At 71.2% G+C, this 15,804-nt stretch carries 13 protein-coding genes; 3 read left to right on the plus strand and 10 right to left on the minus strand.

All coding sequences use genetic code 11. The features are described from left to right. Positions 1-62: 62 nt before the first annotated feature. The 4 genes from AB0230_RS14095 to AB0230_RS14110 all read right to left on the minus strand — a co-directional run bounded on the left by AB0230_RS14095 (position 63) and on the right by AB0230_RS14110 (position 5,286). Positions 63-1,493 carry a rhamnulokinase family protein gene (locus AB0230_RS14095; RefSeq protein WP_366376379.1) on the minus strand — a complete coding sequence of 477 codons (1,431 nt, stop codon included), beginning with the start codon at positions 1,491-1,493 and terminating at the stop codon, positions 63-65. Then, positions 1,490-3,526, minus strand: a complete 2,037-nt coding sequence (locus AB0230_RS14100; protein WP_363576948.1) for a bifunctional aldolase/short-chain dehydrogenase — start codon at positions 3,524-3,526, stop codon at positions 1,490-1,492. Before AB0230_RS14100 ends, AB0230_RS14095 begins: the two co-directional genes overlap by 4 nt. A gap of 177 nt (positions 3,527-3,703) precedes the next feature. Beyond that, positions 3,704-4,870 carry an L-rhamnose isomerase gene (gene rhaI, locus AB0230_RS14105; protein WP_363389079.1) on the minus strand — a complete coding sequence of 389 codons (1,167 nt, stop codon included), beginning with the start codon at positions 4,868-4,870 and terminating at the stop codon, positions 3,704-3,706. Next, the gene (locus AB0230_RS14110; RefSeq protein WP_363389076.1) at positions 4,867-5,286 is read right to left on the minus strand and encodes an L-rhamnose mutarotase; all 420 of its coding nucleotides are present in this window, start codon (positions 5,284-5,286) and stop codon (positions 4,867-4,869) included. Before AB0230_RS14110 ends, rhaI begins: the two co-directional genes overlap by 4 nt. 86 nt (positions 5,287-5,372) lie before the next feature. Here AB0230_RS14110 and AB0230_RS14115 point away from each other — a divergent pair, with 86 nt between their 5' ends. Further along, positions 5,373-6,371: a LacI family DNA-binding transcriptional regulator gene (locus AB0230_RS14115; RefSeq protein WP_315994428.1), complete on the plus strand. Its 999-nt coding sequence runs from the start codon at positions 5,373-5,375 to the stop codon at positions 6,369-6,371. Between the two features lie 440 nt (positions 6,372-6,811). Here AB0230_RS14115 and rhaS read toward each other — a convergent pair whose 3' ends face one another. The 4 genes from rhaS to AB0230_RS14135 are packed head-to-tail and all read right to left on the minus strand — an operon-like array spanning position 6,812 to position 11,570. Beyond that, a complete protein-coding gene (gene rhaS / locus AB0230_RS14120; RefSeq protein ID WP_315994427.1) occupies positions 6,812-7,852 on the minus strand; it encodes a rhamnose ABC transporter substrate-binding protein in 1,041 nt (346 codons plus the stop codon). Positions 7,853-7,889: 37 nt separating this feature from the next. Continuing rightward, a complete protein-coding gene (locus tag AB0230_RS14125; RefSeq protein ID WP_315994426.1) occupies positions 7,890-8,954 on the minus strand; it encodes an ABC transporter permease in 1,065 nt (354 codons plus the stop codon). After that, a complete protein-coding gene (locus AB0230_RS14130) occupies positions 8,951-9,985 on the minus strand; it encodes an ABC transporter permease (protein ID WP_315994425.1) in 1,035 nt (344 codons plus the stop codon). Before AB0230_RS14130 ends, AB0230_RS14125 begins: the two co-directional genes overlap by 4 nt. 52 nt (positions 9,986-10,037) lie before the next feature. Continuing rightward, a complete protein-coding gene (locus tag AB0230_RS14135) occupies positions 10,038-11,570 on the minus strand; it encodes a sugar ABC transporter ATP-binding protein (protein ID WP_315994424.1) in 1,533 nt (510 codons plus the stop codon). A gap of 144 nt (positions 11,571-11,714) precedes the next feature. Between AB0230_RS14135 and AB0230_RS14140 the strand changes: the two genes are divergently transcribed. Further along, a complete protein-coding gene (locus AB0230_RS14140; protein WP_363389065.1) occupies positions 11,715-12,725 on the plus strand; it encodes a LacI family DNA-binding transcriptional regulator in 1,011 nt (336 codons plus the stop codon). A 21-nt stretch (positions 12,726-12,746) separates the two neighbouring features. On the opposite strand, the gene AB0230_RS14145 is transcribed toward AB0230_RS14140, so the two are convergent. Next, on the minus strand, positions 12,747-14,219 hold the full coding sequence (locus tag AB0230_RS14145; protein ID WP_366376384.1) for an MDR family MFS transporter: 1,473 nt from the start codon (positions 14,217-14,219) through the stop codon (positions 12,747-12,749). 72 nt (positions 14,220-14,291) lie between these two features. Between AB0230_RS14145 and AB0230_RS14150 the strand changes: the two genes are divergently transcribed. Then, positions 14,292-14,903, plus strand: coding sequence for a helix-turn-helix domain-containing protein (locus tag AB0230_RS14150; protein ID WP_366376386.1), 612 nt, complete (start codon positions 14,292-14,294; stop codon positions 14,901-14,903). A gap of 22 nt (positions 14,904-14,925) precedes the next feature. On the opposite strand, the gene AB0230_RS14155 is transcribed toward AB0230_RS14150, so the two are convergent. After that, entirely contained in the window at positions 14,926-15,771 is an 846-nt protein-coding gene (locus AB0230_RS14155; protein WP_315994420.1) for a transglutaminase family protein, read from the minus strand. Positions 15,772-15,804: the final 33 nt, after the last annotated feature.

The raw sequence follows: 15,804 nt of genomic DNA on the forward strand, positions 1-15,804 counted from the left end.
GATCTCTCTTTCGTGTGGTCTGACCACATAGTACGCCCCACCCTCGCGGGCGGGAAGGGGGCTCAGGAGCGGGGAGCGAACCGCCGCGGAGGGAAGGCGTCGGCGACGCGCTGACGCAGGTCCTCGAGCGAGGCGTCACCGCCGAAGCAGCCCAGGGCGCGCGCCTGCACGAGCACGTTGCCCAGTGCGGTCGCCTCGACCGGACCGGCCAGAACCGGAAGGCCGCTGCGGTCGGCCGTCGCCTGGCAGAGGAGCGCGTTGAGCGCACCCCCGCCGACGAGGTGGATGACGTCGACCTCGCGTCCGGCCAGATCGCCCGCGGTGCGCACGGCGCGGGCGAAGGCATCGGCGATGCTCTCGACGATGACCCGCGCGAACGCCGCGCGCGCCTCGGCGCGGGGCTCCGGCATCCAGAGCAGGGCCGCGATGCGCGCCGGCATGTCACCCGGGGCGGCGAGCGAGGGGTCGTCGGCGTCGAACAGGTGCGCGGGCGTCGAGACGGTCGCCGCCTCGGCGAGCAGGTCCGGCAGGTCGACCGGGGCGCCGTCGCGCTCCGACCAGGCCCGCACCGTCTCGCTCAGGAGCCACAGCCCCGTGACGTTGTGGAGGAACCGCACGCGAGAGTCGACCCCGCCCTCGTTCGTGAAGTTCGCCGCGCGGGCGGCATCCGTCACGATCGGCGCGGAGAGCTCCAGACCGACGAGCCCCCAGGTGCCGCACGAGATGTAGGCGGCGTGCGGCGTCGACAGCGGCACGGCGACGATCGCCGAAGCCGTGTCGTGCGATCCGACGGCGACCACGGGCAGGCCCGGCGCTCCCGAGCCGGCGACCCCGATGGTCTCACCCGGGTCCACGAGCGGAGGTAGAACGGACGACGGGATGCCGAGCGCCTCGGCGAGCGCGAGATCCCACTCCCCCGTGCGCACGTCGAGCAGTCCGGTCGTCGAGGCGTTCGTGCGCTCCGCGACGCGTCGGCCGGTGAGCCGCGCGGCGAGGAGATCGGGGATGAGCAGGCTCGCCTCGGCGTCGACGACGCGGGGGTCGGCGGCGTACTGGTAGAGCGTGTTGAACGGCAGGAACTGCAGACCGTTGCGTCGATAGAGCTCCTCGAACGGAACGACCGCGTGCACGGCATCCACCCCGCGTGCGGTGCGCTCGTCGCGGTAGTGGAAGGGCTCCGCGAGCAATCCGTCCGGGCCGAGCAGGCCGTAGTCCACCGCCCAGGAGTCGATGCCGACGCTCTCGATCGACGGCTCTCGGCGCCGCGCTTCGGCGAGCCCCTCGCGCACGTGACCCCACAGGGCCTCGACGTCCCAGTGCCAGCCGTCGGCGCGCTGCACCGGACCGTTCGGGAAGCGCGCGACCTGCTCGAGCTCGAGCACGCCGTCGCCGACCCGGCCGATCATCACGCGACCGCTCGTCGCGCCGAGATCGACGGCCGCGACGGCGCGGATGCCGCCGCGCGCCGGGGAGCCCGCGGTCTCCCCGCTCATCGCAGGAAGGCCGCGGCGACGCCCGAGTCGACGGGCACGTGCAGGCCGGTCGTGCGCGAGAGCTCGGGTCCGGTGAGCACGAACACCGCGTCGGCGACGTTCTCGGGGACGACCTCGCGCTTGAGGATCGTGCGGTTGGCGTAGAACTGACCGAGGTCCTTCTCGTCGACGCCGTAGGTGGCGGCGCGGTTGGCGCCCCAGCCGGCGGCGAAGATGCCCGAGCCGCGCACGACGCCGTCGGGGTTGATGCCGTTCACGCGCACGCCGTGCTCGCCGAGTTCGACCGCGAGGAGTCGCACCTGGTGCGCCTGGTCGGCCTTCGTCGCGGAGTAGGCGATGTTATTCGGGCCGGCGAAGACGCTGTTCTTCGACGAGATGTAGATGACGTCTCCGCCCATCTTCTGCTCGATGAGGGCCTTGGCCGCCGCCTTCGACACGAGGAACGACCCCTTGGCCATGACGTCGTGCTGCAGGTCCCAGTCCTTCTCGGTGGTCTCCAGCAGCGGCTTCGACAGCGAGAGCCCCGCGTTGTTCACGACGAGGTCGATACCACCGAAGGCGAGGACCGTGGCGTCGATCGCGGCCTGCACGCCCTCGGCATCCGCCACGTTCGCGGCGACCCCGATGGCGACGTCGGTCGATCCGAGCTCGGCCGCGACGGCCCGGGCCTTCTCGAGGTCGAGGTCGGCGACGACGACGCACGCGCCCTCGGCGGCGAGGCGGGTCGCGATGGCCTTGCCGATTCCGGATGCCGCTCCCGTGACGAAGGCGATGCGCCCCTGGTGCGTCTTCGGCTTCGGCATGCGCTGGAGCTTGGCCTCTTCCAGCGCCCAGTACTCGATGCGGAACTTCTCGGCATCCGAGATCGGAGCGTAGGTCGACAGCGCTTCCGCGCCGCGCATGACGTTGATCGCGTTGACGTAGAACTCGCCCGCCACGCGCGCGGTCTGCTTGTTCGCGCCGTACGAGAACATGCCCACGCCCGGCACGAGCACGATGAGCGGGTCCGCACCGCGGATCGCGGGGCTGTCGGCATCCGCGTGCGCGTCGTAGTACGCCTGGTAGTCCTCGCGGTACGCGACGTGCAACTCCTTCAGGCGCGCGATCGAATCCTCGACCGAGGCGTCGGCCGGCAGATCGAGGATCAGCGGCTTGACCTTGGTGCGCAGGAAGTGATCGGGGCAGCTCGTGCCGAGCGCGGCGAGGGCGGGAGCCTTCTCGGATGCCAGGAAGTCGAGCACCACGTCGGAGTCGGTGACGTGACCGACCATCGGCTTGTCGGTCGAGGCGAGACCGCGGATGGTGGGGGCCAGGGCCGCGGCCTTCGCGCGGCGCTCGGCCTCGGGCAGGGCGGCGAAGCCCGCGCGCACCCCGCCGAACGGCTCGGCCGCACCGTGCTCGTCGATGTAGGCCTGCGCGGTGTCGATGATCCACAGGCTGTTGCGCTCGGCCTCCTCGGAGGTGTCGCCCCACGCCGTGATGCCGTGACCGCCCAAGATGGTGCCGATCGCCTGGGGGTTCTTCTCCTTGATCGCGGCGATGTCGAGACCCAGCTGGAAGCCCGGGCGACGCCACGGCACCCACACGACCTTGTCGCCGAAGATGGTCGAGGTCAGCGCCTCGCCGTCGGCCGCGGTCGCGATCGCGATGCCCGCGTCGGGGTGCAGGTGGTCGACGTGGGCGGCATCTACGAGTCCGTGCATCGCGGTGTCGATCGAGGGGGCGGCGCCCCCCTTGCCGTGCAGGCAGTAGTCGAAGGCCGCGACCATCTCGTCTTCGCGCTCGATGCCGGGGTAGACGTCGACGAGCGCGCGCATGCGGTCGAGCCGCAGCACCGCGAGGCCCTTCTCGGTGAGCGTGCCGAGGTCTCCCCCGGAACCCTTGACCCACAGCAGCTCGACCGGCTCCCCGGTGACGGGGTCGATGTCGGTGCCCTTGGCGGAGGTGTTTCCGCCGGCGTAGTTGGTGACCTTCGGGTCGGAGCCGAGGCGGTTGCTGCGCGCGACGAGGTCGGCGGCGGTGGAGCTGGTCATGACGTTCCTCACGGGTGAGAGCGACGGGAAGGAGAACCGGGGGCGGCGGTGATTCAGGGCCCACCGCCCCGGTGGTCGAAGGACCGTCGGCGGGCCGACGGTGGGAGGAGGGTCGAGACGGTGGTGAGGCCGCCTCGAGGCCCGGGGCAGCGGGTGACGCGCCGCCCCGGGAGTCGATCAGGCGCCCCAGCCGGCCTGGGTGCCGCCGACGCGCTCCTCGGCGATGCGGGGCAGGTAGCCGGATGCCGCGAACGCGGCCATCGGGTCGGCGGGAAGCCCGCGCGACTCACGCCACTCGGCGAGGGCCGGGCGCACGTCGGTGTAGAAGGCGTCCATGAGCACCGCGTTGGCGCCGAGCACGTCGTTCGCCTGCTGCGCGGCATCCAGAGCGGCACGGTCGATGAGGAGCGCGCGCGCCGTCATCTCCTGCACGTTCAGCACCGAGCGGATCTGCCCGGGGATCTTGTCCTCGATGTTGTGGCACTGGTCGAGCATGAAGGCCACGTCGGGGTTGTTCAGGCCCCCGCCGCGCACGACCTCGGTGAGGATGCGGAACAGCTGGAACGGGTCGGCCGCGCCCACGATGAGGTCGTCGTCGGCGTAGAAGCGCGAGTTGAAGTCGAACGAACCGAGCTTTCCGAGGCGCAGGAGCTGCATGACGATGAACTCGATGTTCGTGCCCGGCGCGTGGTGACCGGTGTCGAGGCACACCATCGCCTTGTCGCCGAGCGAGGCGACCTGGGCGTAGGAGGTCCCCCAGTCGGGAACATCGGTGTGGTAGAACGACGGCTCGAAGAACTTGTACTCCAGCACGAGACGCTGGTCGTCGCCGAGGCGCGCGTAGATCTGCTGCAGCGAGTCCTGCAGGCGGTCCTGGCGGCCGCGCATGTCGTTCTGGCCGGGGTAGTTCGAGCCCTCGGCGAGCCAGATCTTCAGGTCGCGCGAGCCCGTGGCATCCATCACGTCGATGCAGGCGAGGTGGTGGTCGATGGCTTTGCGGCGGATGCGCTCGTCGTGGTGGGTGAGGGCGCCGAACTTGTAGTCCTCGTCCTGGAAGGTGTTCGAGTTCACCGTGCCGAGCTTCACGCCGAGGTCCTCGGCGTGGCGGCGGAGGGCCGAGAAGTCGTCGACGAGATCCCACGGGATGTGCAGGGCCACCGAGGGGGCGAGCGCCGTCAGGCGGTTGACCTCTGCGGCATCCGCGATCTTCTCGAACGGATCGCGGGGCGTCCCGGCGGTGGGGAACACGCGGAAGCGCGTGCCGGAGTTGCCGAACGCCCACGAGGGCAGCTCGATGGCCTGGCCTTCGAGGGTGGAGAGGATCTCGGGAGACAGCGTCGTCATGGGCGGGTGCTTTCGGTCGGGGCGGATGCCGAGGACTCGGCGTTGACGGAGGGAACGGATGCCGCGGGCGCGGCCGCGGCGAGCTGGTCGGCGAGGTGGAACACCTCGGTGAGCGTGGCCGCCGCCTGGTCGGGGCGCCCGTCGAGGCCGAGGAAGAAGGGGGCCATCTCGGCCTCCCATGCGGCTGCGACCGGGGACGCGGCGAGATAGGCCTGCGCGGCCGCGTCGTCGTCGGTCTCGTAGTAGCCGATGAGGCGTCCGCCCGCACCGAGGAAGAGGGAGTAGTTGCGACGACCGGCTGCGGCGATCTCGGCGAGCATGTCGGCGCGGACCGGGGTGTGGCGGGCGACGTACTCGTCGACCCGCTCCGGGTGGACACGGAGTTCGAAGCAGACGCGCGTGGTCTGTGCGGACATGGGGTGGGTCTTCTCTCCCTCGAGAATGAATCGTTTCATCGCACGATACCACAGCGCGTCGGACGGTGCGATATCGTCAACGGATCATGGCGGTGAAGATCAAGGACGTCGCGGCGCACGCGGGTGTCTCGGTGGGGACCGTCTCGAACGTGCTGAACGGTCGCGCGACCGTCTCGCCCGCCGCCGTAGAGCGCGTCCGCGCCGCGATCGACGCCCTCGGCTACGTCCGCAACGACGCCGCCCGGCAGTTGCGGGCGGGACGCAGCCGGTCGCTCGCGCTCATCGTGCTCGACGTCGGCAACCCCTTCTTCGCCGCGGTGGCGCGCGGGGCCGAGGCCCGCGCCGCGGCCGACGGGTACATCGTGCTGCTCGGCTCGAGCGGTGCGGACGGCGACCACGAGCGCCTCTACCTCGACCAGTTCCGCGAGCAGCGCGTCGCGGGCGTGCTGCTCACCCCGGCCGACGCCGACGGCGACGTCGTGGAGCACCTGGCGTCGGCCGGCGTCCCGGTCGTACTCGTCGACGAACAGGCCGCCGCGGGCGAGGTGTGCACCGTCTCGGTCGACGACGTCGAGGGCGGCCACCTCGCCGTCGCCCACCTGCTCGCGCAGGGGCGGCGACGCATCGCCTTCGTCGCCGGCCCCCTCGCCACCCGCCAGGTCGCCGACCGCCTCACCGGCGCGCGCCGCGCGGTCGCGGAGGTCGAGGGCGCCACGCTGGAGATCATCGAGACGGCCGCCATGACGGTCCTCGCCGGCCGCGCGGCCGGTGAGGGGCTGCGCGAGCGCTCCGACCGCCCCGACGCCGTCTTCGCCGCCAACGACCTGCTCGCCGTGGGGGTGCTACAGGCGCTCACGATGCTCGGCGACATCCGCGTGCCCGACGACATCGCCCTCGTCGGATACGACGACATCGACTTCGCCGCCGCCACCGTCGTGCCGCTCACCTCGGTGCGTCAGCCCGCCGAGGAGATCGGCTCGACCGCCGTCGATCTGCTGCTGCGCCAGCTCGACGGCGAGCTCGACCCCGCCGAGCGCCAGGTGCGCTTCCGACCCGAGCTCGTCGTGCGGGCGTCGAGCCGCTAGCGCCGTCGCGCGGGCCGGGTGCGTTCCCGCGAGCCGGTCCGTCCGTCCCGTCGCGCGGCCAGGTGTGCTCCCGCGAGCCGGTCGGCCCGCCCCGTCAGGCGCCTCCGCTCCCACCGTTGAGTGTCCAGAACACGCCGTGCACCGCCCCGCGGACGCGGCGTGTTCTGGACGCTCAACGGGAAGCCCCCCCGGTCGAGTGTCTGAGACACCCGGAGACCGCCTCCACAGCATCCGGGATTCGTGGACGCTCGCGGGGCCGGCCGCCGCGGGGCGGGGAAGCCGCGGAACCGCCGAGGCCCGGGGCCGACCGCGGACCCGGAACGCCGACGTCCCGGAACACCGACACCCCGGAACACCGACGCCCCCGGAACGCCGAAGCCCCCGGAACGCCGAAGCCCCGACCGCCACGAGGGCGGCCGGGGCCGATGCGGGGCGTCGACTCAGAAGTCGAAGTCCGCGATGTTCGAGGAGTCGAACACGTAGGGGTCACCGAGGAGGACCGTGGCGTCGGCGCCGACGGTGAACTCGCCGAGCTTGCCCGCCTCGAAGGAGTCGCCCTCCTTACCCGTGATGGTGCCGTCGATCAGCGCCTTGGTCGCGTACGCCGACAGGTAGCCGAGGTCGGCGGGGTTCCACAGGGCGAACGCGGTGATGGTGCCGTCCTGCACGTACTCGCGGAGCTGGTTGGGCGTGCCGAGACCGGTCAGCGCGACCTTGCCCTTGTACTCCGAGGTCGAGAGGTAGCGACCGGCGGCGGCGATGCCGACGGTGGTCGGCGAGACGATGCCCTTGAGGTTCGGGTACGTCTGCAGCAGGGCCGCGGTGCGGTCGAACGAGGTCTGGTCGTCATCGTCGCCGTAGACGACGTCGACGAGCTCGATGTTCGGGTGGTTGGCGGCGAAGTCCGCCTTCATGAGCTCGATCCAGGCGTTCTGGTTCGTCGCGTTGGCCGCGGCCGACAGGATCGCCACCTGACCGGCGTCGCCGATCTGCTTCGCGACGAGGTCGACCTGCACCTTGGCGATGCCCTCGGCGGTCGCCTGGTTGATGAAGAGGTCGCGGCACTTCGCGTCGGTGTCGGAGTCGAACGTGACGACCTTGACGCCGGCGCTGCGTGCCTCGTCGAGCGCGTCGCAGATGGCCGAGGGGTCGTTCGCCGAGATGACGAGGCCGCCCACGCCCTGCTGAGCCGCGGTCTGGATGTACTGCACCTGCGACGTGGGCGTCGCCTCGCTCGGACCGACCTGCTCGAAGGTGCCGCCGAACTCGCCGATGGCCTCCTCGCCGCCCTTGTTCGAGGTCTCGAAGTACGGGTTGCCGAGGTTCTTCGGCAGGAAGGTGATCGCGAGATTGCCCCCGTCGCCCCCAGAACCGGAGCCTCCGCCGGAGCCGCCGGAGCAGCCGGTGGCGACGAGGGTGACCGCCAGGGCGAGAGCGGCGGCAGCGGTGCCGACGCGGGTCTTGCGCGTGAATGCGAACATCGTTGTTTCCTTTCGTGATGCGGGTGTGGTGAGCAGGTCAGACGGTGGCGGCGGGGGCGGAGGCACGCGCGTTCCTGCGCTTGCCGAGGGCGGCCGCTCGGCGGGATTGCACCCAGGCGAGCAGGCTGGCCGACACGACGGAGAGCACGAGGAGCACGCCGGTGATGACGTTGATGATGTCGCTCGTCACCCCCGCGAGCCGCAGCGCGCTGCCGAGGGTGCCGATGAGCAGCACGCCGGCGATCACGCCGTGGAGGGCGCCGCGGCCGCCGAAGATCGACACGCCGCCCAGCAGCACTGCGGCGATGATCTGCAGCTCCATGCCCATGGCGTTCTCGCCGCGGGCGTTGCTGTAGAGCAGGGTGAAGTAGACCCCCGCGAAGCCCGAGACCGTGCCGCTGAGCACGAACAGGACGAACTTCGTGCGGGCCACGTCGATGCCGGAGAACTGCGCGGCCTCCTTGTTGAGGCCGATCGCGTACAGCGACCGCCCGAACGGGGTGAGGTGCAGCAGCACGGCGAACACGATCGCGAGCACCGCGAACGGGATCATGATCAGCGGCAGGGGCGTTCCGGGGATGTTCGCCTTGGCGAGGTCGGTCCAGGTTTCGGGGAACTCCGTGACCGCCTCGGTGCCGAGGAGGCCCACGGCGATGCCGCGGAAGAGCGCGAGCGTCCCGATCGTGACGGCGAGCGAGGGCAGTCCCACGACCGTCACGAGGAAGCCGTTGATCGCCCCGGCCACCAGGCCCACGACGATCGCCGCGAGGGCGGCGACCTCGAACGGCCAGCCCGCCTGCGTGAGGACGCCGACGGTGACGCTGGAGAGACCGACGATGCTCGCGACCGAGAGGTCGATCTCCTCGGTGATGATGATGAGCGTCATCGGCAGCGCGATCAACAGGATCGGTGCGATGTCGCGCAGCAGGTACGTGACGGTGAGCGGGCTGTCGAAGTTGCGCACCGTCGCCAGCGAGACGACGATCACGAGCAGCAGGATGCCGATGATGGCGGCCTCGCGCGTGAGCAGGGCGCGACGCCAGAACGGGCGTCCGTGCGCGCGGTAGGTGCGGGCGCGTTCGTCGACGGTGGTGGAGGTCATCGACCCGTCTCCCTCTCTGCGGTGAGCTTGCGGGACTGCCGGACGGCCAGCACGCGGTCGAGCACGATGGCGCCGAGGATGAGCGCGCCGACCACGGCGCGCTGCCAGAAGTCGTCGATGCCGAGGATCGGCAGCGCGCGGTTGATCGTGAGGAGCAGGTAGGCGCCGATGGCCGCACCCCAGACGGTGCCGACGCCGCCCGAGATCGCGACGCCGCCGATGACGGCCGCCCCGATCGCCTGGAGCTCCCAGCCGAAACCGGCGTTGGAGGCGACGGTGCCGTACCGGGCGGCGTAGAGCACGCCCGCGAGACCGGCGAGGGCGCCGCTGGTGACGAACGCGCCGATGATGCGGCGGTTCACCTTGAGGCCGTACAGGTGGGCGGCGGCCGGGTCGGACCCGATCGCGTACAGCTCGCGCCCGCTGCGGAGGTTGCGCAGGTACCAGGCCGCGACGATCAGCACCACGACGGCGAGGATCGTCAGGATCGGGATGCCGAGGATCTGGCCCGTCCCGAGCCCGCGGAAGTCGGCGGGCAGGTCGGAGGCGTTGACGCGGTTGCTCCCCGCCCACGCGACGTTGATCCCGCGGTAGATGTACATCGTGCCGAGGGTGATGACCAGCGCGGGCACCTTCGCGTAGGCGACGAGCGCGCCGTTGACGAAGCCCAGGATGCCGCCGACCACGATGCCCGCGAGGAAGACGACCACCAGCGGCAGCCCGGGCACGTCGATGAAGAGGCGTCCGGTGAGATAGGCGGTCAGCCCCACGACCGAGCCGACCGACAGGTCGACGTTGCGCGTGATGATGACGATCGCCTGCCCGACGGCGACGAGCAGCAGCAGCGACGGCGTGAGCAGCAGGTCGCGGAAGCCGTCGGGCGAGAAGAGGAACGTCGGGTTGTTCAGCGTCGCCACGACGATGATCAGCACGAGCGCGAGGACGATGCCGCTCTCGCGCGCCGTGGCGACGTGCGAGACGAGCTTCGCCGCGGGGCTGGTGCCCGGACGGACGGGGGTGGCGGTGCTCATCGGAGGCTCTCCGCTTCAGGGGTGGTCGGGACGGGGAGGAAGGATGCCGCGCTCACAGCGATGCCCCCGCCTCGGCGGTCGCGGCGAACATGACGGCCTCGGGGGTGGCATCCGCTCGCGCGAACTCCCCCGTCAGTCGTCCTTCGCGCATGACGAGGACGCGGTCGGCCATGCCGAGGACCTCGGGCAGTTCGCTCGAGATCATGAGGATCGCGAGGCCCTGCTGCGCGAGCTCGGAGAGGAGGCGATGCACCTCGCTCTTGGTTCCGACGTCGATGCCGCGGGTGGGCTCGTCGACGATCAGCACCTTGGGCTGCGTCGCGAGCCACTTGCCGATGACGACCTTCTGCTGGTTGCCGCCGCTGAGCGTTCCCGTCGTGGCATCCAGGGCCGCCGTCTTGACCTCGAGGCGGCTCGCCCATTCGCGCGCCGCGCGGTTCTCATCGGAGCTGCGCAGGAGTCCCCAGCGCGAGAGCTTCTGTCGGATCGCGAGGGTGATGTTGCGCGAGACGCCCTCGTCGAGGACGAGCCCCTGCTTGCGGCGGTCTTCGGGCACGAGCGCGAGGCCGCGTGCCGTCGCCTGACGCACGGCGTTCTTCGGCAGCATGCTGCCCGCGAGGCGCACGGTGCCCGATTCGTAGGGGTCGACGCCGAAGATCGCGCGGGCGACCTCGCTGCGCCCGGCGCCGACGAGTCCGGCGAGACCGACGATCTCGCCGGCGCGCAGCGTGAACGAGATGTCGCGGAAGACGCCCTTGCGGGTGAGCCCCTCGACCTCGAGCACGACCTCGCCGGGGGTGGACGGCAGCTTCGGGAAGAGCTCGGTCACGTCGCGGCCGACCATCTGCCGCACGAGGTCGTCGACCGTCGTGTCGGCCAGGGGCGTCGTGTGGACGTATGCCCCGTCGCGCATGACGGTCACGGTGTCGCACAGGGCGAAGACCTCGTCGAAGCGGTGCGAGATGAACAGCAGGGCGCGGCCCTCGTCGCGCAGGCTCCGCGCCACCGCGAACAACCGCTCGACCTCGACGCCGCTGAGCGCCGCGGTGGGCTCGTCCATGATCAGCACCCGAGCGTCGAGCGAGATGGCCTTGGCGATCTCGATGATCTGCTGGTCGGCGATCGAGAGCCCCTCGGTCACCCGATCGGGATCGAGGGCGACGCCCAGGCGGGCGAAGATCTGCGTCGCCTCCTCGCGCATCGCGGCGCGGTCGATGCGTCCGAGACGGCCGGTGGGCTGGCGGCCCATGAAGATGTTCTCGGTGACCGACAGGTCGGGGAACAGCGTCGGCTCCTGGTAGATGACCGCGATCCCCGCGGCCTTCGACTGGGCGGTGCTGACGAAATCGACGCTCTCGCCGTCGAGCAGGAAGTCGCCGTCGTCGCGACGGTAGAGGCCCGCGATGATCTTCACGAGCGTCGACTTGCCCGCGCCGTTCTCGCCGATCAGCGCGTGGATCGAACCACGGTCGAGCACGAGGCTCCCCGACCGCAGGGCCACCACGGGGCCGAAGGACTTCATCACGCGGCGCAGCTCGAGGGCGTGGTCGGACGGGGCGTGGGTCGCGTCCATCGCGTCAGCCATGCGGCCTCCTCATTGAGGGTCGGTCCGGTTTCCCGGGTCGAATCTGAAACGTTTCAGATCGGATGCCAGTCACTGTAGGGTGAGCCCGACGACGTGGTCAAGTCGGGATCGCGTCGAGACCGGATCGTGACGTGAGGAGGCGCCGTGTCGGTGAGCATCCGCGATGTCGCGACCCTGGCGGGCGTGTCGGTCGGGACCGTCTCGAACGTGCTCAACCGCCCCGACGCCGTCTCCGCCTCGTCGGTCGAACGCGTCAACAGTGCGATCGAGCAGCTCGGCTACGTGCGCAACGACGCGGCGCGCCAACTGCGCGCGGGAGTGAGCACGACCGTCGGCTTCGTGGCACTCGACGGCCGCAACCCCTTCTTCGCCGACGTCGTGGGCGGCGCCGAACACGAGGCCACCGCGCGCGGTCTCGCCGTCCTGCACGGCAACAGCGACGAGGACGCCGCCCGGGAGACGCTGTACATCGACCTGTTCGAGCAGCAGATGGTGCGGGGCCTGCTCATCGCGCCGTTCGGCGACGTCACCGCGCGACTCACGCGGCTTCGCGCCCGCGGCATCCCGTCGGTGCTGATCGACCGCTTCTCCGGCGACGGACGCTTCTCGTCGGTCTCGGTCGACAGCGTGGCCGGTGGACGACTTGCGGCCGAGCACCTGCTCTCGCGCGGTCGTCGCCGGATCGCCTTCGTCGGCGGCTCCTTCGACATCCGTCAGGTCACGGACCGTCTCGCCGGAGCCCGCAGCGCGGTCGAGAACAGCGCCCACCCCGCCACGCTCGAGGTCGTCCCCACCCACGCGCTCACGGTCGACGAAGGAGTGGCCGCCGGGCGGCGGCTCCTGGCCCGCGACCGCGCCGATCGCCCCGACGCGGTCTTCGCCGCCAACGACCTCCTCGCCCTCGGACTCCTCCAGGGCCTGGTCGTCGACGGCCGCATGCTGGTGCCGGACGAGATCGCCGTCGTCGGCTTCGACGACATCCCCTTCGCCGCCGCGGCGGCCGTGCCGCTCACCTCCGTCCGCCAGCCGAGCGCGCTCATCGGGGGGACGGCGATGCGCATCCTGCTCGACGAGGCCGACGATCCCGGGCGCCCGACGCGGCAGACGGTGTTCGCGCCGGAGCTCGTCGCCCGAGCGTCCACGGGGGCGCCGTAGCCCGACGCCCCCGCGCCGGCGTCAGTGCGCCGGCATCCCCTCCACGGCCTCGGCCTGCTTCGGCGTCCGCACGAACGCCGCGAGCACGACCACCGCGATCGACAGGCACGCCGCGACGAAGAAGGCGGTGTGGATGCCGGAGGCCGTCGCATCCACGGCCCCCGCTCCCCCGCCGGCCGCCGACGCGGCGCCGACGGTCATGAGGGTCACGAACACCGCGGTGCCCGCCGCTCCCGCGAGTTGCTGCACGGTGGACACGATCGCGGAGCCGTGCGGGTAGAGCGCACGCGGCAGCGAGCCGAGCGCCGAGGTCATGAGCGGGGTGAACATGAGCGCCAGGCCCAGGCTGAGGACGCAGTGCACGGCGATGACGAAGCCGATCGGCGTCGTGGCCGAGAGCGTCGCGAAGCCCCACAGCGCGACGCTCGCGACGACCGCGCCCGGGAGCACCAGCGGGCGCGCGCCGAAGCGGTCGAAGAGGTTGCCGACGATCGGCGCCATGAGACCCATGAGCAGTCCGCCCGGCAGCAGCATGAGGCCGGTGGGGAGGGTTCCCAGGCCCAGGACGTTCTGCAGGTACAGCGGCAGCAGGATGAGCACGCCGAAGAGGGTGGTCATGGCGACGACGACCAGGATCACGGCCACGGTGAAGGTCGAGTGGCGGAAGACGGCGAGGTTCAGCAGGACGCGTTCGGTCGCGCCGAGCCGCACCTGCCGGACGACGAAGGCGGCCAGCGCGACCGCACCGACCACGAGGGGGATCCACACGGGCACGAGGGCGTGTCCGCCGGCGGCCTCGCCGATGCTGGAGAGTCCGAAGATGATGCCGCCGAAGGCGAGGGCCGACAGCGCCACCGAGAGCACGTCGAGGGCGACGCGCCGGGTCTCGGTGAGGTTCTGCACCCAGCGGGCGCCGAGCGCGATCGCGACGAGGGCGATCGGCACCATGACGACGAACATCGCACGCCAGGGGAAGACCGACAGGATGAGTCCCGACACGGTGGGCCCCACGGCCGGGGCCACCGAGATGACGATCGAGATGAGGCCCATCATGCGCCCGCGCCGGTGGGCGGGGACGACGTTGAGCACCGTCGTGAACAGCAGCGGGATCATGATCGCCGTGCCCGACGCCTGGACGATGCGCCCGAGCAGCAGCACACCGAAGCCCGGCGCGACGGCGGCGACGACCGTGCCGAGGGTGAATAGCCCCATCGCGGTGAAGAAGAGCGTGCGGAGCGGGAAGCGCTGGATGAGGAACCCGGTGGTGGGGATGACCACGGCCATCGTGAGCAGGAAGGCCGTGGTGAGCCACTGCGCGGTGGCGGCGGCGATGTCGAGCTCGCGCATCAGTTCGGGCAGGGCGACGCCCATGATCGTCTCGTTCAGGATGACGACGAAGGCGGCGACCACGAGGAGGGCGATGACCGCACCGGGGCGGACGTCGCTCCTGCCGGGCGGCGTGGCGGTGGTGGGGACGGTTCCGGTGGAGACCATGGGCGACCAATCTGAGCAGGTTCCGACAAGTTGGCAGTTACTGCCAATAAGACATGGACTACTGTATCGGACATGAGCACTCCCGCGGCCCCCGTCGAGGGCCTGCGCGACCGCCGCCGCCGCGAGACCGCCGTCGAGATCTGCGCCGCCGCTCTCGACCTCTTCGAACAGAAGGGGGTGCAGGGCACGACGGTCGACGAGATCGCCGCGCGCGCGGGCGTCTCCGCACGCACGTTCTTCCGCCTCGCCGGCACGAAGGAAGACGCGGTCTTCATCGACGACGGCCGCTTCGCCGACGCCCTCGCGGGGGTCGGCGACACCGGCGACGGCATCCGCGCCCTCCTCTCGGCTCTGCGCGACGTCTTCGCCCGTGAACTCCAGCTCCTGGATGCCGACGCCCAGGCGCGCGAACGGTACCTGCGCGTGCGGCGACTCATCGCCCACGAGCCCGCCCTGCTCGGCGCCGCCGTGCGCCGGGAGGTCACCTCGGCCGATCGCTTCGTCCCCGAGATCGCCGAACGGGTCGGGCTCGCCGAGCTCGACGTGCGCACGGCCCTCGGAGTGGCCGGCCTCGAGATGCGGACGACCCTCGACGAGTGGGCGCGCCGCTACGACCGCGGCGAGGCGAGCACGCTCGAAGGTCTGCACCGCGAGGTGCGGGCCCGGCTGGCGGACGCCGTCTGACTCGCCGACACGACCGCGGCGGTCAGGTCTCGCGCGTGATCGTGACCTTCACCTTGAGGTTGCTCTTGCCGGGGCCGGCGTAGACGCCGCGCAGCGGAGGGACGTCGTTGTAGTCGCGGCCGCGACCGACGAGCACGTGACGGTCGCCGATCTCGATGTTGTTCGTGGGGTCGAAGCCCTGCCAGTCGCCCGCGAACCACTCGACCCACGCGTGCGACTCGCCCGTGACCGCCTCGCCGACCTCCGCGGACGGCTTCGGGTGCAGGTAGCCCGAGACGTAGCGGGCCGGGATGCCGACCTCGCGCAGCGCTCCGATGGCGACGTGCGCGATGTCCTGGCACACGCCCTTACGGGCCTCCCACGCGTCGATCGCCGTGGAGGTCACGCCCGTGACGCCCTGCATGTACTCGATCGCGTTCCCGATCGCCTCGGCGATGGCGTGCGCGGCCGGGCCGGGACGGTCGTGTTGGGCGGCGATGGACCGCGCCAGTTCGGCCACCTCGGCGTGCGGGGTGGTGCGGCGGGTCTGCGACAACTGCTCCACCGTCGAGATCGATCGGTCCGCCTCGGCGGCGAGCTGCTCCCACGTGATGTCGGCGTGCTCGATCGGTCGAGGGCGCACCTCGACCAAGGAGCGCGCCGTGATCGTGAGCGCGGCATGCGGCGAGAGGACGTCGAACGCCGCGACCCGCGTGCCGAAGTAGTCGACGTACTGGTTGACCGAGGTGGAGGGCTCGATGTCGAGCGACGAGCTCAGCACGAACTGGCTGTCGGTGGAGTGCGGGAGCATGCGCGCCTCATTGTACGAGGCGACGACGTCGCCCGGGTACACGAAGCCGGTCTGGTGCTCGATGCGCAGGCGCTTCATCGCAGACCCCCCGGGGTTGTCGCGATCGCCGCG

The sequence above is a fragment of the Microbacterium sp. NPDC089190 genome, from assembly GCF_040701795.1.
In the GTDB taxonomy this organism is placed as follows: domain Bacteria; phylum Actinomycetota; class Actinomycetes; order Actinomycetales; family Microbacteriaceae; genus Microbacterium; species Microbacterium galbum.